16 protein-coding genes and 2 pseudogenes are annotated in these 17,307 nt (G+C 61.3%); 9 read left to right on the plus strand and 9 right to left on the minus strand.

What is annotated here, in order from left to right; genetic code table 11:
- The first annotated feature begins 585 nt into the window (after positions 1-585).
- The 4 genes and pseudogenes from F1735_RS29210 (at position 586) to F1735_RS29225 (ending at position 3,194) form a co-directional block, all read left to right on the plus strand.
- A pseudogene (locus F1735_RS29210) lies at positions 586-1,413 on the plus strand (transposase).
- Between the two features lie 473 nt (positions 1,414-1,886).
- Positions 1,887-2,345, plus strand: a complete 459-nt coding sequence (locus F1735_RS29215) for a T6SS effector amidase Tae4 family protein (RefSeq protein WP_167240188.1) — start codon at positions 1,887-1,889, stop codon at positions 2,343-2,345.
- On the plus strand, positions 2,342-2,752 hold the full coding sequence (locus F1735_RS29220; RefSeq protein WP_229506020.1) for a hypothetical protein: 411 nt from the start codon (positions 2,342-2,344) through the stop codon (positions 2,750-2,752). The genes F1735_RS29215 and F1735_RS29220 overlap by 4 nt, the downstream gene beginning before the upstream one ends.
- Before the next feature lie 163 nt (positions 2,753-2,915).
- A complete protein-coding gene (locus F1735_RS29225) occupies positions 2,916-3,194 on the plus strand; it encodes a hypothetical protein (protein WP_167225579.1) in 279 nt (92 codons plus the stop codon).
- 16 nt (positions 3,195-3,210) lie between these two features.
- On the opposite strand, the gene prsR is transcribed toward F1735_RS29225, so the two are convergent.
- The 5 genes from prsR to F1735_RS29250 all read right to left on the minus strand — a co-directional run bounded on the left by prsR (position 3,211) and on the right by F1735_RS29250 (position 10,654).
- Positions 3,211-4,584 carry a PEP-CTERM-box response regulator transcription factor gene (gene prsR / locus F1735_RS29230; RefSeq protein ID WP_167240189.1) on the minus strand — a complete coding sequence of 458 codons (1,374 nt, stop codon included), beginning with the start codon at positions 4,582-4,584 and terminating at the stop codon, positions 3,211-3,213.
- Between the two features lie 16 nt (positions 4,585-4,600).
- Positions 4,601-6,676: an XrtA/PEP-CTERM system histidine kinase PrsK gene (prsK, locus tag F1735_RS29235; protein ID WP_167240190.1), complete on the minus strand. Its 2,076-nt coding sequence runs from the start codon at positions 6,674-6,676 to the stop codon at positions 4,601-4,603.
- A gap of 106 nt (positions 6,677-6,782) precedes the next feature.
- Entirely contained in the window at positions 6,783-8,189 is a 1,407-nt protein-coding gene (locus F1735_RS29240) for a TIGR03013 family XrtA/PEP-CTERM system glycosyltransferase (RefSeq protein ID WP_167240191.1), read from the minus strand.
- Positions 8,190-8,257: 68 nt separating this feature from the next.
- On the minus strand, positions 8,258-9,295 hold the full coding sequence (locus F1735_RS29245; protein ID WP_373888598.1) for an SDR family oxidoreductase: 1,038 nt from the start codon (positions 9,293-9,295) through the stop codon (positions 8,258-8,260).
- A gap of 66 nt (positions 9,296-9,361) precedes the next feature.
- Positions 9,362-10,654, minus strand: coding sequence for a nucleotide sugar dehydrogenase (locus F1735_RS29250; protein ID WP_167240193.1), 1,293 nt, complete (start codon positions 10,652-10,654; stop codon positions 9,362-9,364).
- Between the two features lie 860 nt (positions 10,655-11,514).
- Between F1735_RS29250 and F1735_RS29255 the strand changes: the two genes are divergently transcribed.
- Entirely contained in the window at positions 11,515-11,967 is a 453-nt protein-coding gene (locus F1735_RS29255; protein ID WP_167225586.1) for a hypothetical protein, read from the plus strand.
- 91 nt (positions 11,968-12,058) lie between these two features.
- Positions 12,059-12,394, plus strand: a complete 336-nt coding sequence (locus tag F1735_RS29260; protein ID WP_167240194.1) for a hypothetical protein — start codon at positions 12,059-12,061, stop codon at positions 12,392-12,394.
- Positions 12,395-12,408: 14 nt separating this feature from the next.
- On the opposite strand, the gene F1735_RS29265 is transcribed toward F1735_RS29260, so the two are convergent.
- Positions 12,409-13,221: an ATP-grasp domain-containing protein gene (locus F1735_RS29265; protein ID WP_167240195.1), complete on the minus strand. Its 813-nt coding sequence runs from the start codon at positions 13,219-13,221 to the stop codon at positions 12,409-12,411.
- A gap of 188 nt (positions 13,222-13,409) precedes the next feature.
- Complete coding sequence (locus F1735_RS29270) at positions 13,410-13,721, minus strand: hypothetical protein (protein ID WP_167240196.1); 312 nt, start codon at positions 13,719-13,721, stop codon at positions 13,410-13,412.
- A 125-nt stretch (positions 13,722-13,846) separates the two neighbouring features.
- Between F1735_RS29270 and F1735_RS29275 the strand changes: the two genes are divergently transcribed.
- Positions 13,847-14,116, plus strand: a complete 270-nt coding sequence (locus F1735_RS29275) for a MoaD/ThiS family protein (RefSeq protein WP_167240197.1) — start codon at positions 13,847-13,849, stop codon at positions 14,114-14,116.
- Between the two features lie 2 nt (positions 14,117-14,118).
- Positions 14,119-15,207, plus strand: coding sequence for a WD40/YVTN/BNR-like repeat-containing protein (locus F1735_RS29280; protein ID WP_167240198.1), 1,089 nt, complete (start codon positions 14,119-14,121; stop codon positions 15,205-15,207).
- Here F1735_RS29280 and F1735_RS29285 read toward each other — a convergent pair.
- Positions 15,186-15,824 (minus strand): TetR/AcrR family transcriptional regulator, encoded by a 639-nt coding sequence (locus F1735_RS29285; protein ID WP_187364391.1) that lies wholly within the window; start codon positions 15,822-15,824, stop codon positions 15,186-15,188. The genes F1735_RS29280 and F1735_RS29285 overlap by 22 nt on opposite strands.
- A 126-nt stretch (positions 15,825-15,950) precedes the next feature.
- Here F1735_RS29285 and F1735_RS29290 point away from each other — a divergent pair, with 126 nt between their 5' ends.
- Positions 15,951-16,988 carry an MBL fold metallo-hydrolase gene (locus tag F1735_RS29290; RefSeq protein WP_187364392.1) on the plus strand — a complete coding sequence of 346 codons (1,038 nt, stop codon included), beginning with the start codon at positions 15,951-15,953 and terminating at the stop codon, positions 16,986-16,988.
- A 13-nt stretch (positions 16,989-17,001) separates the two neighbouring features.
- Here F1735_RS29290 and F1735_RS29295 read toward each other — a convergent pair.
- Positions 17,002-17,184, minus strand: a pseudogene (locus tag F1735_RS29295) (IS1595 family transposase); the annotation flags it as partial.
- Between the last annotated feature and the right edge of the window lie 123 nt (positions 17,185-17,307).

The raw sequence follows: 17,307 nt of genomic DNA on the forward strand, positions 1-17,307 counted from the left end.
TCCTTTTCCGCGGCGGAAAGCTTGGAAAGATCTGGAAGGGGGCGCAGTTTTGTCATGATCAGCATCATGGACCGATTTCAAGAAACGAACAACTCTGGCACGTGCTCGCTCAGGCTAAACAGTTACTTATCGCCTTTAGCGTAAATTGGGCCGGTGCTACCGGGCATATCGCTCTGTGTCAGGGGCACGGGGTCAGAGGGGCACGGGGTCAGTGCCGACATTCGCATACGAACAGAACACGCAATCCAACCAAGCGCGTGGCACGAGGTCAGTGCTGAGTGCCTATGGAACTGACCCTCTACCCAGGAGACTTTACCAATTTTCTCAATAAATGTATGAGAGATGCAGGATGTAAGTCTCCATCAGCTGGGGAAAAATAGGAGAGATCGAGATGAAAACTCACGTCGCCGCAGAGATAAGTCGAAGGCTTATTGAAATAATGAGGCTCTTAGACAGTTCAATTGAGGCTCTTGCAAAACTAGCAGAACGGATGAAAATTGCTTGGCAGCGCAAGCGAAAAGGTGGGAGTGGGCGCCCATTTCTGGCATGATTTAGTTTCTAACGCTCAATCAAAACGCCTACACTATGAATGCTACCCGACCCGCTCTGATCATGCAACGTTGAAAGGCGGTCCAATATTGATGTGCTGCCGGAATTGCGTGCCGAGGTTGGCGTCGTGACGCCGAAACTTGAGCGCGTTATCTACGTTCTGGAGTGGGCGCGTATCGAGGAGTTCGCTGACGATTCCTGGGACGGAATTGGCCGGCCGCCACATGTACGGGCGTGGCTGGCGAATGCATTCGTGGCCAAGGCGGTGCTGGGCATCACCACCACCGTCGGCTTGGTCGAGCGCCTGACCATGGACAAGACCTTGCGGCGCATTTGCGGATTTATGTCGTTCGCATAGCTAGCCCTCGGAGGCGACGTTTTCGCGGGCGTTTGTTCAATTCGCAGACGCGCATCTGGTCGAGCGCGCCTACGAAGCCATGATCAAGGAACACCTGGGCGACCAGTTGATCGGGCACATCAGCCGCGATGGCACGGCCATTGCCGCGCGTGAACGGCCTGCAGCGGATCACGAAGCAACGGGTCACCAATTTGTACGATGTGATGGACGCTGCCTACTGCAGCAGAGAGTTGCACGACCACTGTCGCGAACTGGGACATGTTCCCCTGATCGACCACAATCCGCGTGGCGGCGAGAAGGAACACTTCGAGCCTGCCGATGAAGTTCGCTACCGTGAACGCACCGTGGCCGAACGGACCAACGCGCGCCTCAAGGACGAATTCGGCGGCCGCCACATCATGGTCAAAGGACATGCCAAAGTCATGAGCCATTTGATGTTTGGGCTGCTCGCTCTCGGTGCTGACCAGCTGATGCGACTTCGACGATGTCCCGACCAAACCGCTTAACTCAACCCCGATTCCGCCCCGAATGTTTCAGGTACGGTATCCCCACGCCTTCAGAATGAGATTGACCATGATTCCGCCACCATAATCGACCAGAATTCGTCCGGCATCACGAAAACGCGATGGGAAATCGCGCTTTCGTGAGGCCGGCCAGTTCAGGAAAATCGTTTTGCAATTGGCTCCATTCGCAAAGTCAATTTCTCTCCTGTGCGGGTTTCTTTCTTATCTGTTATAGCGGAGAAATGCACGGGCAGAATTTTATCTGAATTTCTACAATGGCAAGTTGACAATGCCCTGCATGATGTCTATATTGGTTCGAGCGGCGGCGCTGTCGGTGCGAAGGCAGCTTGGCGCGAAATGGGAATGGTTCTATGGAATTTAATGATTAATTAAGTGACAAAGAAAGGTATTTCGTGATAAAGCCAAATTTTCAGAGGCTATGGCTGGAGTTTCCAGACCATGTCCAATATAAGACGATGAAAGACTTGTACACCATGCTCGGCGGCGCCGCTGAGAAAAACATAAATTCGCCTGGTTTCGGGCCTAACGGAAATGCGTGTGCCAGTCGCTTGAGCGTGGCCTTCAACAAAGCCGGTGCTCCTATCAGCACAGCAATGGCGAATGCAGTCAACGCGCGCACGCTGGGTACAAGCGACGGTTCGCGAATTATCTATGGCGTGGCCGACTTCAGAAATTACCTGCTCAAAGTCCTGGGCAAACCAAGCGTGGATAACATGAGTCCCTATGACGACGAGTTCAAGAACCGCAAAGGTATTATCGCCTTCAGCGTCAATTGGACCGGTGCTACCGGACATATCGCTCTGTGGAATGGATCGAACTATCGTGAGCCAGGCCACGATGATTATTCAAGCTATGTCAACCCGGCTAATCCTGACGTTAAAACGTCAAAGGGCGAATTTTGGGAACTTGCATGATGCGCATGGCCTGCATCGCATGGGGGCTGGCGCTTGCCGGCTGCGCCTCCAGCGTGAATACGGCGGGCGCGCCACGGCCTGCAGTACAGCGCGACGTCGAAGGCTATGCAATAGCGAGCTGCATGACTTATCAGGCGGATGCTTTTACCAAGGATCAAGGCGATGCCTGGGCGTCCGTGATTGTGCAGCGGATGAAAGGCGATCTTGATGCCATGGCAGAGATCGCAGAGCAGGTCAAACGGGAAAACGCAGCGAGTGGGGTGGCTGTGATGCGTGACGAGTCAGAGCCGCAAAAGGGCAAGGTGTTGCCTGTACTGCACTGTGGCGAGATGATCGACAGGCCAGCTGTGCGGGCAGCCATTCAAAAAGCCGTCGCGGCGCTTCGTTCATCGTACGGTCAGGAATAAGGGTGGGACGAGCCCAAGGGGCTTGTCAAATCCGTTGCCATGTCTGGCCAGTTCATCGCCTGGCCCTTTGACGGGGGGAGGCCGGCAGCGCTGCCTGGGCGCTGTGAACCAGAATTGAGCAGTCACCCTTCAGAATCATCGTCATCATTCGACAATTCCACCAATGACCCTGTCTACTATATTCCTCTGCCTGCTGGCAGCGAAAGCCATTTCCGAACTGCTCAGCCTGTTCCTGACCCACCCGCTGGTGGACCTTGGCGCCGGCCTGTTCTTTGGACTGGGTTCCGCCGCCATGCTGGCCGGGAGCCCGGGCAATGCGTTCGCCTGGGTCGCCCTGGCCCTTGCGCTGTACTGGCTGGTGCAAGGCGCTACCGCCCTGTCGCGGCAAAAAGGTCGCAAGGCCAAACTGGCTGGCGCCGCGTCAGCAGCCAGCGCCTCCTGAGCCCCATGAGCCGACCTTAAGCGCCGCCAGCCGCCGCCGACTTGATCGCGTGCCGGCCCATCAGATCGTACAAGGTCGGCCGGCTAATCCCCAGCAACTCCGCAGCGCGCACAATATTCCCGTCGACCCGCGCCAGCGCCTTGACGATGGCCGCATACTCAGCCTCGTCGCGCACCTGGCGCAGGTTGATCGGTTGCTCCGGTTCCGCCGAGGCCGACAAGCCCAGATCGTCCGCCGTGATCTGCGGCCCGTCCGCCATGATGATCGCGCGCTTGATGCAGTTTTCCATCTCGCGCACATTGCCCGGCCACGGATAGCTTTCGATCACGCCAATCGCTTCCTGGCTGAAATGCAAGGTCGGCCGCGATTCCAGCGCGCAGAACTTGTTCTTGAAATGGTGCGCCAGCAAGGCCGCGTCGCCGACCCGGTCGCGCAGCGGCGGAATGGTGACCACGATTTCCGACAGGCGGTAATACAAGTCCTCGCGGAAGCGTCCGTTGGCCGACAGCGCCTTTAAATTCTGGTGTGTCGCGCAGACGATGCGCACATCGACCGCAATCTCTTCGTGCCCGCCGACGCGCTCGATCACGCGCTCCTGCAAAAAGCGTAGCAATTTGGCTTGCAGCGACATCGGCAAGTCGCCCACTTCATCGAGGAAGAAGGTGCCGCCATGCGCCAGCTCGACTTTGCCCTTGGTCTGCTTGGCCGCGCCCGTGAACGCGCCTTTTTCGTAGCCGAACAATTCGCTTTCGAGCAAGTTCTCGGGAATCGCCGCGCAGTTGATCGCCATGAAGCGCTGGTTGGCGCGCGGACTCAACTGGTGCAGCGCGCGCGCCAGCACTTCCTTGCCGGTCCCGCTTTCGCCCAGCACCATCACCGACGCCGACGTCGGCGCCACTTTTTCGATATTGCGGCACACGCGCTGCATGCCGGCGTCGCGGCTGATCACGCCGCTCAGCGGCGAATCAACCTGCGACTGGCGCATGCGACGGTTTTCCTGCTGCAAGGCGTGCAGGTAGAAGGCGCGCTGCACCACCAGCCCCAGCATTTCGGGGTCGAACGGCTTCTGGTGGAAGTCGTACGCTCCCAAGCCAATCGCTTCGACCGCGTGCGCGTGATTCTGGTTCCCGGTCAGGACGATGACTTTGGTGTCCGGCGCCAGCGCCAGGATCTGGCGCAGGGTGGCCAGCCCTTCGGTGGCGCCGTCCGGATCGGGCGGCAAGCCCAGGTCCATGGTCACCACCGCCGGCTCGTGACGGCGCACCTGAGCCAGTGCGGCGTCGCGGTCGCCCGCCACCACCACCTCGTAGGCGTCGAAGCACCAGCGCAACTGCTTTTGCAGGCCGGGGTCGTCTTCGATGATGAGCATCTTCATTTTGTTTTGGGTCACAGCGATCCTCTGGCCGTCATGCGGCTTTATCGACAGTTTGAGTGTCCTGCTGGCAAAGCGGCAGGGTGATTCTGAACGTGGTGCCTTGCGGCGGCGTGCTGCTGACCGCCAGGTTGCCGCCGAGCTCGTGAATGTATTCGCGGCTCTCAAAAGCGCCAATCCCCATGCCGGCCGATTTGGTCGATTCGAACGGCTTGTACAGGCGCTCGCGGATGAATTCTTCGCTCATGCCTTCGCCGGTGTCGCGGATCTCGATGATAACCGAATCGCCCGCACGGCTGAGCGTGATTGCCACCTGGCCTTCCTTGGGCGTGGCTTCGATGGCGTTCTGGATCAGGTGGCCCACCACCCGTTCCAGTCGTTCCCAGTCGGCCACCACGCGCAGGCGCGCTTCGCTAATCGTGAGCAAGGGACGCGGCTCGAAGGCGGCCTTGTTGGCCACCGCCTGGGCCAGCAGTTTTTCGATCGACAGCGGAGCCGGGCGCTCTTGCGAGGCGCTGCGGCTGAGCTTTTGCAGCATCAGGCGCATTTTTTGCACCGACAGGGTCACGGTTTCGAGCATGTCGCGCTGGAATTCGGGGTTGTCTTTGTGCTTTTCGGCATTCGGAATCAAGAGGCCCAGTTGCGAGACCAGGTTTTTCAAGTCGTGTACCACGAAGGTCGACATGCGGTTGAACGATTCGAACTGGCGCGCCAGCATCAGGGCGCTGGCCGCTTCATGCTGGGCCAGGTAGCTGGCGGCCTGGCTGCCGGCGATCTTGAGCAGGTCGATCACTTCCCAGTTCAGGGTGATCGCGCTGCGCGGCTGCAACAGCAGCATGAAGCCGAACAGGCGCCCTTGCAGCATCAGCGGCACCACCAGCCGTCCGCGCGGAAATTTACCCAGCCAATCGGGCAGCACCAGGCCTTCGTATTTATCCGGGTCCGCCGTGAACTCCTGCAGGTCGACCACCCACTGGCGCGATTCCAGGAAGCGGCAGAAGGCCGACCCGTCCGGCTCGGAGGGGGCCAGCTCCGGCATGTGCCAGTTGGCCACCGGTTCGCACAGGCCCGCTTCGCGCCGGATCCACAGCATGCCGCCGGAACTTTCGACCAGCTCGCCCACCGCTTGCAAGGTACGCTCGCCCAGCTTGGGACCGGCTTCGGACAGGGTGCGCGTAAAACGCAGCCATTCTTCGCGGTAGTCGTAGTTGTAGCTGTAGAAATGCTTGCTGATGAATACTTTCAGCCAGGAGCGGAAAGTGCCCGAGAACAAAATGCCGGCCAGCAGCACCAGGGCGCCGAACAGGAAGGCCATCTGCATCAGCGAGCCCCACTGGCCGCCGAAGTAGCGCAGATAATAGCCGGCCGCGCCCATGGCCAGCAGGTAAGCGGCCGAGCCGAACAGGGCGGCCGAATGGAACAGCAGGCGGCGCGAGACCGCGATGTGCGAGGACCACGACGCGCTGCGCGCCACCGACACCGCGATCAGGGGTGCGGTCAGGGCGTCGACCACGCCGCGCGCGGACCAGATTTCGGGATTGACCTGGCGCATCAGCAGGGCGTTGCTGTACAGATAGAAATCGAAGACGAAGATGCCGCCGATGCCGAGGCAAGCGAATTTGATGGCCCAGCGTTCCTGCACCGGCTTGTTGCGGTACAACTGTTCGACCAGCAGCATGCCGAGCACGGCCATGCCGATGCGCGCCATCACGCCCACGATGCCGCTTTGGTGGCCGAGCACGGCCGGCATGAATTCGCTCATGATCTTGTCGCCAAGCACCATCAGGTAGAGCAGGGCGATGGCCGGCAGGGCCGGGGTGCGGCGCAGCTGGCGCCAGCTGGTGCCTTCGAAGTGGCCTAGCAGCGACAGCAGCACCACGGTCCAGGCGCCATTGCGCGCCACTTCCAGCAGTTCGCCGGCCCAGGCCTGGCTCAGCGTGCCCCCGGCCTGGGCCGCCAGCGCGCCGCCCCACAGCATGGTCAGCGCGCAGGCGCAGGCCAGCACCGACGCATGCTGGCGGCTGCGCCAGCGCGTCAGCAGCAGGGCGCCGAGCAGCGCAAACGCGAGCGCGGCAATGGAATAGCTCATGGTGGCGATGTTGGTCAGCATTCCGGTCCGCTTGTCTCTCGGGTGTGGATCGCGTTGGGAAACGCATTGCCGGGCGCGGCCGGCGCCGGCGCCCGCCCCAAGGGGGGACCCAGGGTGGAGGCCGCAGTCAACGCCCGTGACTGCCCATGACCACCTTGAGGGTGTCGATCAGGATCAGCAGGTCGAGGAACAGGCTGTTGTTTTTCACATAATACAGATCATACTGGAGCTTTTGCACCGCGTCATCCACAGATGCGCCGTAACCGTAGCGGACCTGGGCCCAGCCGGTGATGCCGGGCTTGATGCTGTGGCGTACGTTGTAGTAGGGAACCTGCTCGTTCAACTGCTCGACGAAGTACGGCCGCTCCGGGCGCGGACCGACAAAACTCATTTCGCCCTTGAACACGTTGAGGATCTGCGGCAATTCATCAATGCGGCATTTGCGGATGAAGTTGCCCACGCGCGTGATGCGCGGATCGTTCTGGGCCGCCCATTGCGGCTTGCCGCCCTTTTCGGCATCGTTGAACATGCTGCGGAACTTGAGCACCTTGAAGGTCTCGCCATTCGTGCCGACCCGTTCCTGCTGGTAAAAGATCGGGGCGCGGTCTTCGATGTAGATCGCCAGCGCGGTCAGGAACATCACCGGCAGCGATACCACCAGCAAGGTGCCGCTGACCACCAGGTCGAAGGTGCGCTTGACGAAGATGCGGATAAAACTCTGGTCGAAGCCGCCGCCGAATACCAGCCAGCTCGGCTGCAAGGAGTCGACCCGGATCTGGCTCGTTTCGCGCTCGAAGAAGGTGGCGGCGTCGATGACCTTGACGCCGTACAGTTTGCACTCAAGCAAATCCTTGATCGGGAAGGCGCCGCCGCGGCGGTTTTCCACCGAGACCACGATTTCCTCGACATCATGGCGGCGCGCCAGGGTCAGCAGCGATTCGCCGCCGCGCACTTCCAGCAGGGCCGAGGCCGGCACGCGCGAATCTTCGGACGGCATGGCGATGAAACCGGCGATTTCGTAGCGGTGGTAGACCTGGTCGCGGTTGGCCAGTTCGCGGCATTCGTTGGCCAGGGCGCCGCCGCCGACGAACAGGATGCGCGATTCGAATTTGCGCGCTTCGGATGTCTTGAGGAAAATCGTGCGCGCCACAAAGATGCCGGCGGCCCCGATCATAAACACCAGCAACATGATGCCGCGTCCGAAGTACAGGTTCGGCACCACATAGAACAGCAGTGTCAGGATGCAAAAGCCCATCGCGAACGAGGGCAGCAGCTTCTGGAAGAAGGGATTGCGCAAGCCTTCGGTCAGGTTCAGCTGGTACATGCCGAGCGCGCTCATGCTGAACACGATGGCGATGGCGTAGGCGATCGCCGAAATCAGGAAATTGTCCAGGTGCGGCGGCAGCGAGGTCTTGCCGTCTTCATACACGCGCAGCGCCGCGCCCGCGTACGCCGAGCCGATCAGGATCAGCACTTCGACAAACAGCAGCACGAACACGACGCGTGAGACATAGTGATTAGAAATCCGAAGCATTTTTCCACCCCTGGACAGGATAAGAGGCCTTGCATGGCGGGCACTGTGCTGCCTCCGCCGCAACGCTTTTAATTGTTATAAGTCAAATTCCGGATGTACCACGCCATGGCTTGTTGCATGCCCTCGCCGATCCGGTGGGTGGGGGCAAAGCCGAGCAACTTGATCGCTTTGGAAATATCGGCCTGCGAGTGACGCACATCGCCGGCGCGGAAAGGCGCGTACTGCGGCTGATGGTCGCGCACGTGCGGAAACTGTTCTGCCAGCAAGTCGCACATCATCGCGTGCAGCTGGTTCAGGCTGGTGCGCTCGTTGAGCGCGACGTTATAGACCTGGTTGCTTGCTTCCGGGTCGTCGGCCAGGGCGGCCAGCAAGTTGGCCTGCACCACATTGTCGATGTAGCAGAAGTCGCGGCTGGTTTCGCCGTCGCCATTGATGAACAGGGGCTTGTTCTTGATCAGCGCGGCAATCCATTGCGGGATCACGGCGGCATAGGCGCCATCCGGGTCCTGGCGCGGGCCGAACACATTAAAGTAGCGCAGGCCGATGGTCTGGGTGCCGTAGCAGCGCCCGAACACGTCGGCGTACAGTTCGTTGACATACTTGGTGATGGCGTACGGCGACAGCGGGCTGCCGATCTCGTCTTCGACCTTGGGCAGGGCCGGATGGTCGCCGTAGGTCGAGCTGGAGGCGGCGTACACGAAGCGTTTCACCTTGGCGTCGCGCGCGGCCACCAGCATGTTCAGGAAACCGGTGACGTTGGTGTCGTTGGTGGTGATCGGGTCTTCCATCGAGCGCGACACCGAGCCGAGCGCCGCTTCGTGCAGCACATAGTCGGCGCCGGCCACGGCCTTGGCGCAGTCGCTTGGGGTGCGGATGTCGCCGCGGATAAAGGTGAAGTTGGCCCAGGCGGCGCTGCCGACCAGCTCGCGCACCTGGTCCAGGTTGTGCTGGTGGCCGGTGGCGAAGTTGTCGAGGCCGGTGACCTTCTGGCCGAGGCGCAGCAACGCTTCGACCAGGTTCGACCCGATGAAACCGGCCGCGCCCGTAACCAGCCAGTGGCTGCGGTGTACGCGCAAGTGCTGTTGAACCTCGATAAATTTACCCACGACAGACTCCAGTTTTTTATTCATGTTGCATACGGGGAAGCGCCAGCGGGCGCTTCCCGAAGGCCACTACAGGCGCCAGACGGAAAACCCGGCGGCGCGCAAGGCGTCCTGGTCGAACAGCGATTTGACATCCATGAAGCAGCCGCCCTTGTTGAGTTTGGCCTGGAGGTCGGACAGCGGGCGCGCCAGCAATTGCCTGTGCGAGACCGCCGCGATGATGGCGTCAGCCTGCGGCAACTGTTCCCAGCTGTCGAGCTTGACTCCGTACTCGTGCATGGCTTCGGCGGCGTCGGCCACCGGATCATGCACATGCACCTGCACGCCGTAGCTTGCCAGTTCGGTGATGATATCGGCCACCTTCGAATTGCGCAGGTCCGGGCAGTTTTCCTTGAACGTGAGGCCAATCACGTTCACTTTCGCGCCCTTGACGTTGAAACCGGCGGCAATCATGGCCTTGACGGTCTTTTCGGCCACGAATTTGGCCATGCCATCGTTGATGCGGCGTCCGGCCAGGATCACTTGCGGGTGGTAGCCGATCATTTCCGCCTTGTGCGTCAGGTAATACGGATCGACGCCGATGCAATGCCCGCCCACCAGGCCCGGGCGGAACGGCAGGAAATTCCACTTGGTTCCCGCCGCTTTCAGCACTTCCAGGGTATCGATGCCAATTTTATCGAAAATGATGGCAAGTTCGTTCATCAGCGCGATATTCAAGTCGCGCTGGGTGTTCTCGATGACCTTGGCCGCTTCCGCCACTTTGACGGAGGATGCCCGATACACGCCGGCCGTGATGATCGATTCGTACAGCCTGGCCACTTCGTCGAGGGTCGCTTCATCGTCGCCCGACACCACTTTCAGGATGGTGGTGAGGGTGTGTTCCTTATCGCCCGGATTGATGCGTTCCGGCGAGAAGCCGACGTGGAAGTCGTCCATCCACGTCAGGCCCGAATGCTGTTCGAGGATCGGAATGCAGACTTCCTCGGTCGCGCCCGGATACACGGTGGACTCGAAAATGACGATCGCGCCCTTCTTCATATGCAGGCCGACGGTCTTGCTGGCGCCCGCGAGCGGGGTGAAGTCGGGATTGTGGGCGCTGTCGACCGGGGTCGGCACGGCCACCACGATGTAGTCGGCGCCGGCGATGGCGGCGGGGTCGGCGCTGACGGTCAGGTGCTGCGCGGCGCGCAACTCTTCACTGCTCAGTTCGCCGGTAGGGTCGATGAAGCGCTGATAGCTGTCGATCTTGCTGGTCGACAGGTCGAAACCAATGGTCGTGCGTTTCTTGCCGAATTCGACAGCCAATGGCAGGCCGACGTAACCGAGGCCAACGACGGCCACTACTTTTGCTGCTGCTTCCATCTGGGATTCCCTGTTTAAAATGTATTTTGTTATTATAACAACATAATTACGCCTGCATAATTTACAACTTGAAAACAAACGTGCGCCCTGTCGTTGCAGGGTCCTGGCACATGCGGGCTGCGCCGCGGCTCTCCCGCAGGCGCCGCGCACTCTGCCAGCGCCCGTCAAGGGCCATCCCCTTAACGCCGGCCAAGGGGTTTTGGCCTACACGCGACAGCTGTCGCCGAGCAATAAATAATGATCGGAACTATATTCTTAGGAATATACACTCTTTCCTTGCGAAGTAGCAAAGTTCGTTACAACTTAACTAACTATTAGAGAAATGCGTGTTGTTATTTTTATGTGTCCATGACAGGGCTGGTCGTTCGCGGGAGGAGCGCACCCGGAGGCGTCCGGATGCGACGGCGCAGGCCGTGCCGCGTTCCGGAAAAGGCCGCATAAGTCGGGCCTGAATCCTCATTGTAATGACGTGCAAGCGGCCCAAAAAAGTATTATTAGTAACTGTTGCGTTTTTGCCCTGACAGTTTGTTCAGCTATGAGAATGGCTGGGTTGGCCTGGATTGACGCGCACGCAGCCGGTCCATCGCCGCGCCATCCGGCGCCCGCTCCACCGTCACCCCCGCGAAGGCGGGGGCCCAAGTTCTTGGCGCTGTCAAGGCCTTCCTTCCCGCGCGGCCGAACGGCCCGAAGTGTCGAGTTTATCCACGAACGGTATCAATCCGCGCTACCGTGCGTGATATTTCCTTTTTTGAAACCTTGTTACCTATACTGCGACTCATTCGACCTTGCAGTGCGTCAGCCAGACTGGATGACGCTGCAAGGACGTGTTGCAGTGCGTTTTTACTCAGGAGATTGGTAACATGGTCAAGGCAAAACATATTCTGGCGTTGGTAGCGGTATCGAGCCTGCTGTCGGCATGCTACGTCGTTCCGATCGATCAATATCCGCCGCGCGGCAACGGCAACTACAACAACAACGGCGGCGGTGTCGCCATCGTGCCGGTGCCGGCCATTCGCCCGATTTACACGGCGCGCCTGTATCCCTCCAACGACGAGGCATCGCGCATGGGCCGCATTTCCGGTACCATCAGCAATCCTGAACGCGGCCATGGCGAATTCTCGTTCGCGGCCGGCGGCGAAGCGTTTTCCGGCGAGGCCACGCGCGATCCGGGCGCGGCCAAGGGCGTGGCCAACGCTTCCGGCAACCGTGGCGGCTATGTGCGCTGCGATTACGTGATGACCCGCGCCGAAATGGGCTCAGGCACCTGCGTGTTTTCCAGCGGCGCCCGTTTCGACATGCATATCACGCAGTAAGCGGCGGCGCAGATACTGCACGCGCAGGGTGTGGTGCATGACACCCGGCGTGGGCAGTATTTTCCAATCCGCTTTGTGAGTAGCCGTAACGATGAAAATGTATATCCTGGTGCGCGACGATGTGCCGCTTGGTTTCGCGATGGTGGCCGTGGCCCATGCGTCGCTGGCCGGCTATCTGAAGTTCAAGGACACGCCTGAGGTCCAGGCGTGGCTGGCCGGCCCGTTCTTCAAGGCGGTCTGCATCGTCAACGCCAAAGAGTTCGAGAATGCGAAGCAGGTGGCCGACCATGTCGTGCTGACCGAGTCCGCGCTCGATAACCGCGAAGTGGCCATCGTCTTCCGTCCGCGCGAGGAATGGCCGAAGATGTTCAAGTTCCTCAAGCTGTACCGCGCGGCGCCCGTCATCGCCGTCGACGGCGGCACGTAACGGCGCTCTCCGGTTCAGGCTGGCCTGCTGTCGAGCATCGCCATGAAGCGCTCGACCGGCCACTGTTTGCGGTCCGATACCTGGCCGTCGCCCAGCTCGATCAGCCGTAGTGTCCCGTCGCTGGACCTGACCACGTCGACCGAGAAAAACGGGCTGTCGATGCGGCGCGCCAGTGCATGCACCAGCGCCGGCGCGCTGCCATCGCGGCCGAATGCCTGTCCGCGCAGCACGAAATAGCGCTCCTCGCTGTCGGCTTGCAACTGTTCAAATTTGCGGATGCACACGCCGCCTTCGACTGCACCCCGGTAGCGTTCGATCAAGCTCACCACCTCGGCAATCTCGTGCGGCGTGGCCGCCACCGAGCCGCGCTGGATGGTCAGCGACTTCACGTAGTCTTTCACGAAATAGGCGGGCCAGTTTTTGCCTTCCACGGCGGCGGCAAAGTCGGCGTCGCGCGCGACGATCACCGTTGCCGGGGTCAATTCTTCGCACAGCGGATACCACTCGGGCAAGTAGTGGCAATGGCGGTACTGGGCCGGACTGGTCAGCATCGCGCAGTCCTGCCCGGCAATGGCCTGATGCAGGCGCGCGTAGCCATCCGGCGTCAGCATCCAGCCGCGGTACAGCACGGTGACGCCGGCGGCAAGGGCCGGCTGCGCCTTCAATTGCCCAGTTTCAAAATCTTCGAAGGAAAACAGCGAACAGGCGAATCCGGCCGCGCGCGCGGCGTCGTATTCCTCGCCATAGGCCTCGTCGGCAAGGCGCTTGTTGAATGGATCGCAGGGAAACAGCAGCTGCAGCGGCAGGGCAGGGTGGACGCCGGTCATTTGTTCAGCAGCACGTTGTCGTCGTCGGCGCCCCTATTTTCAGCGCCTGCGCTGGTGCCGCGCAGCGCGGCAAAAATGAACGGAAGTGCTTTGATCGACGGCATGCAGGCTTTCTAAGGGGAACCGGTCGATTTTAACATCGCGCGATTGGCCCAATAGCGGCCGCTCCCTCGCCCCGTCCCGTCTGCTCACCCCCCATCCTGCTTGCGCAGCCGGCTCAGCAGTTCCTCGACACTGTCGCTCACCGGCAAACCATGCTGGCGCAGTAATTGCAGATGCAGCACCAGGTTTTCCAGCACCAGTTTGGCCGACACCGCCAGCAAGGTCATCAGCCGGTCTTCGGTGCTGAAATTGTCCATCGCGGCGGCCATCTCGCACAGGTGCGCCGCCACCAGGTCGCGCAGCTCGGCCTCGCCGAAGGGCAGGTCGGCGAAATCGATGGGGTCTTCCCGCTCGACTTCGTGCATCAGCGCGGCAAGTTCGTGAGGTTTGATCGGCATGCTCGTCTCCGGAAAGTTGACTCGCTTCCATTCTAGGCCCGCACGCGACAGCCACGCCGATCCGCGCTAAAATTAAGCGCCCTTGATGTCAATCCCCATCGTCGTCAGCCACGTGATCGGATGCCATGGCGCGTCTCATTTTCACCCAGCAGCTTGCCCGGTTTACCGCCGTGCCGCAGGTCGACACCAGCGCCGCCACCCTGCGCGGCGGACTCGACGCCGCCTTCGCCGCCAACCCTTTGCTGCGCGGCTATGTGCTCGACGACCAGGACCACCTGCGCGAGAACGTCGCCGTGTTCATCGATGGCCGCCGCAGCGACGAGCGCGTCCGCCTCGACGACCCGCTCGCCCCCCACAGCACCGTTTACATCCTGCAAGCACTTTCTGGAGGCTGAACATGCATGCGCGTGCCTATCTTTCCACCCGCAAGGGCCTGTTCGAACTGCAGCGCGGCCACGAGGGATGGGAGTTCGGCCCCCGCCACTTCCTCGGCGAGCCGGTCTCGATCACGCTGGCCGATCCGCGCGATGGCGCCGTGTATGCGGCGCTGAACCTGGGCCACTTCGGCGTCAAGCTGCACCGCAAGGATGCCGGCAGCGATGTCTGGACCGAAATCGCCGCGCCCGCCTATCCGCTCAAGCCCGAAGCGAGCACGGACAAGGTCGAGTGGAAGAACAAACTCATCTGGTCGCTGGAAGCGGGCGGCGCCGACCAGCCCGGCGTGCTGTGGGCCGGCACCCTGCCTGGCGGCCTGTTCCGGTCAAGCGACCGCGGCGCCTCGTGGGAACTGGTGCGTTCGCTGTGGGACGTGCCCCAGCGCGCCGAATGGTTCGGCGGCGGCTACGACGTGCCCGGCATTCACAGCATCTGCGTCGATCCGCGCAACAGCGAGCATGTGCTGGTCGGCGTCTCCTGCGGTGGCGTCTGGCGCACCGAAGATGGCGGGGCCAGCTGGACCATCAGCGCCACCGGCATGCGCGCCGATTACATGCCGCCCGAGCTTAACGAAAATGAAGCCGTGCAAGATCCACACCGCATCGTTCGTTCGAGGGGCGAGCCGGACGTGCTGTGGTGCCAGCACCATAACGGTATCTGGCGCTCCACCGACAACGGCCGCCACTGGACCGAAATCACGCAGGCGCCGCTGTCGAACTTCGGCTTTGCCGTGGCCGCCCATCCGCGTGACGGCGGCACCGCCTGGTTCGCCCCGGCCGAGGCCGACCAGCGCCGCATTCCGGTCGGCGCCGCGCTCGCGGTCACCCGCACTGACGATGGCGGCAACAGTTTCAAGGTAACAAACGCGGGCTTGCCGCAGCAGCATTGCTACGACCTGGTGTACCGCCACGGGCTGGCGGTGGCCGACGATGGCGCCACCTTGCTGATGGCCTCCACCAGCGGCGGGGTGTGGATGTCGGACAACGCCGGCGACAGCTGGCACACCGTCTCGACCACCATGCCGCCCGTCTACGCGGCGTGTTTTGCCTGAGCGAAGTAGCTCAGGAACATGCTTACGGCGGCGTCGACCACGGCGCCGTGCAATTCCTGCGCCAGCGGCGGCGCGCCCATGGTCACTTGCGGCCAGAACGCCATCGCCTTGACCTGTCCTTGAAGCAAGGTGGCGGCGAAAACCGGGTCGCATTCTTTGAGCTTGCCGTCGGCCAGCGCCGCCCGGATCCAGCGCGTCACGCCTTCCTCGCGCTCGCCCAGACGGGTCACGATGGCGCCCACCCGCTCAGGTTGGTGCATGGCCTCGGCAATGGCCACCCGCGCCAGGTCGAGAAAATCCTGGTCGGCCATCGCCCGTACTTTCATGGTCATCAATTCAGTCAACTGCGTGCGCAGGCTGGCGTCGCTGCGATAAGGCAAGTCCAGCTCGGCGGCGCTGCGCTCGAACAAGGCCACCAAGGTCTCGGCGAATAACTCATCCTTGCTGGGAAAGTGGTTGTACACCGTCCGTTTCGACACGCCGGCATTGGCGGCGATCTTGTCCATGCTGCTCGCTTCGAAGCCGAGGCTGCGGAATTGCTCGGCGGCGGCGGTCAGGATGGCCAGGCGTTTGCGGTCGGTCAGGCGCTGGGGTGGGGTGATGCGGGGTGCGTTCATGCCACTATTTTACACCCACCAGTTTACTTTTCCAAAAAACGAAACTACACTGTGTAGTGTACATTTCTGATTGGACCATCTGTGCACCGACTTTTTCTCAGCCTTTTGTTAATAGGGACATTCCTCATGGCCTCATGTACCTTCGCCGGCAGCCCCGCGCCGCAGCATCCATCGCCCCAGTTCAGCGACGGCAAATTCCGCAATCCAGTTCCCATGTTCAAGCAGAGTCCCGCGCAACTTGTGCGTCTCACTTGGACCTTTTTGATGGGCAAGAACAAGGATACGGTGCCGAGCGGCGCGATCCCGGTGCAAGCGCTGACCCGCGCGCAATTGCTGGCGGCGCCCGACAACACCTTGTTCCGCCTCGGCCATTCGACCTTGCTGCTCAAGCTCGACAATGCGTTTTACCTGACCGACCCGGTGTTTTCCAAGCGCGCGTCGCCGGTGCAGTGGGCCGGCCCGGCGCGCTTTCACCAGCCGCCGATCAGCATCGAGGAACTGCCGCCGCTCAAGGCCGTGATTCTTTCGCACGACCATTACGATCACCTCGACCATGCATCGGTGCTGGCGCTGGCCGCCAAGACCGTGTACTTCCTCACCCCGCTGGGCGTGGGCGAGCGCCTGGTGGCCTGGGGCATCGACGCCGCCAAGGTGACTGAGCTCGACTGGTGGCAAGAGCGCAAGGTCGGCAACGTACGCCTGATCGCCACCCCGGCCCAGCATTTTTCCGGGCGCAGCCTCACCGACGGCAACGCAACCTTGTGGGCATCGTGGGTGTTCGAGCATCGGGACTTGCGCGTCTTTTTCAGCGGCGACACCGGCTATTTCGACGGTTTCAAGGCCATCGGCGACAAGTTCGGCCCCTTCGACGTGGCCATGGTGGAGACCGGCGCATACGACGAGCAGTGGCCCGACGTACACATGCAGCCGGAACAAACGCTGCAAGCTTTCCTCGACCTCAAGGGCAAATGGCTGATGCCGGTGCATAACGGCACCTTCGACCTGAGCCTGCATCCCTGGCACGAACCCTTCGACCGCATCGCCGCGCTCGCCAGCGCGCGCGGGGTGCGCCTGGCTACCCCCGAAATGGGGCAGGCGCTCGACCTGAAGAACCCGGCGCCCGGCCAGGCGTGGTGGAAACGGGTCGATCCGGCACCCGGCTGAAAATTATTGGTGATTAGCGCTGATCTTCAGCTAACCGACACCACGCTTCGGTTCGGTTGCCCGTGGCGACAGCAGCGTACAAGAGGCGCGTCAAGATGGTCGACAAATCGAAGCGCCGGTTAAATCGATACTGAGCCTCGGCCAAATAGAGAAAACCATATTTATCGAAATTGAAAGCATGGTAGGTTCCGCGTAACCGTTCACGTCCCGGACGGAATCGGCGGCAGCGAGGGTGTGGCGACGCCCTTTCTGGCGGCGGCGATCACAGTGGCGATGTAGACCCAGGAGGAAACGGCCCGCTTGCGGCAAGTCTCGATGA

This window comes from Massilia genomosp. 1 (assembly GCF_011682185.1).
GTDB classification, from domain to species: domain Bacteria; phylum Pseudomonadota; class Gammaproteobacteria; order Burkholderiales; family Burkholderiaceae_D; genus Telluria_A; species Telluria_A rubra.

Excerpts from the sequence above, each read along its gene's own strand:
- F1735_RS29270 (WP_167240196.1), bottom strand. The coding sequence starts at position 13,721 with ATGCCGATCAAACCTCACGAACTTGCCGCGCTGATGCACGAAGTCGAG.
- F1735_RS29255 (WP_167225586.1), top strand. The coding sequence starts at position 11,515 with ATGGTCAAGGCAAAACATATTCTGGCGTTGGTAGCGGTATCGAGCCTG.
- F1735_RS29290 (WP_187364392.1), top strand. The coding sequence starts at position 15,951 with ATGGCCTCATGTACCTTCGCCGGCAGCCCCGCGCCGCAGCATCCATCG.
- F1735_RS29220 (WP_229506020.1), top strand. The coding sequence starts at position 2,342 with ATGATGCGCATGGCCTGCATCGCATGGGGGCTGGCGCTTGCCGGCTGC.
- F1735_RS29285 (WP_187364391.1), bottom strand. The coding sequence starts at position 15,824 with ATGAACGCACCCCGCATCACCCCACCCCAGCGCCTGACCGACCGCAAA.
- F1735_RS29275 (WP_167240197.1), top strand. The coding sequence starts at position 13,847 with ATGGCGCGTCTCATTTTCACCCAGCAGCTTGCCCGGTTTACCGCCGTG.
- F1735_RS29225 (WP_167225579.1), top strand. The coding sequence starts at position 2,916 with ATGACCCTGTCTACTATATTCCTCTGCCTGCTGGCAGCGAAAGCCATT.
- F1735_RS29265 (WP_167240195.1), bottom strand. The coding sequence starts at position 13,221 with ATGACCGGCGTCCACCCTGCCCTGCCGCTGCAGCTGCTGTTTCCCTGC.
- F1735_RS29240 (WP_167240191.1), bottom strand. The coding sequence starts at position 8,189 with ATGCTTCGGATTTCTAATCACTATGTCTCACGCGTCGTGTTCGTGCTG.
- F1735_RS29280 (WP_167240198.1), top strand. The coding sequence starts at position 14,119 with ATGCATGCGCGTGCCTATCTTTCCACCCGCAAGGGCCTGTTCGAACTG.
- F1735_RS29215 (WP_167240188.1), top strand. The coding sequence starts at position 1,887 with ATGAAAGACTTGTACACCATGCTCGGCGGCGCCGCTGAGAAAAACATA.
- F1735_RS29250 (WP_167240193.1), bottom strand. The coding sequence starts at position 10,654 with ATGGAAGCAGCAGCAAAAGTAGTGGCCGTCGTTGGCCTCGGTTACGTC.
- prsK (WP_167240190.1), bottom strand. The coding sequence starts at position 6,676 with ATGCTGACCAACATCGCCACCATGAGCTATTCCATTGCCGCGCTCGCG.
- F1735_RS29260 (WP_167240194.1), top strand. The coding sequence starts at position 12,059 with ATGAAAATGTATATCCTGGTGCGCGACGATGTGCCGCTTGGTTTCGCG.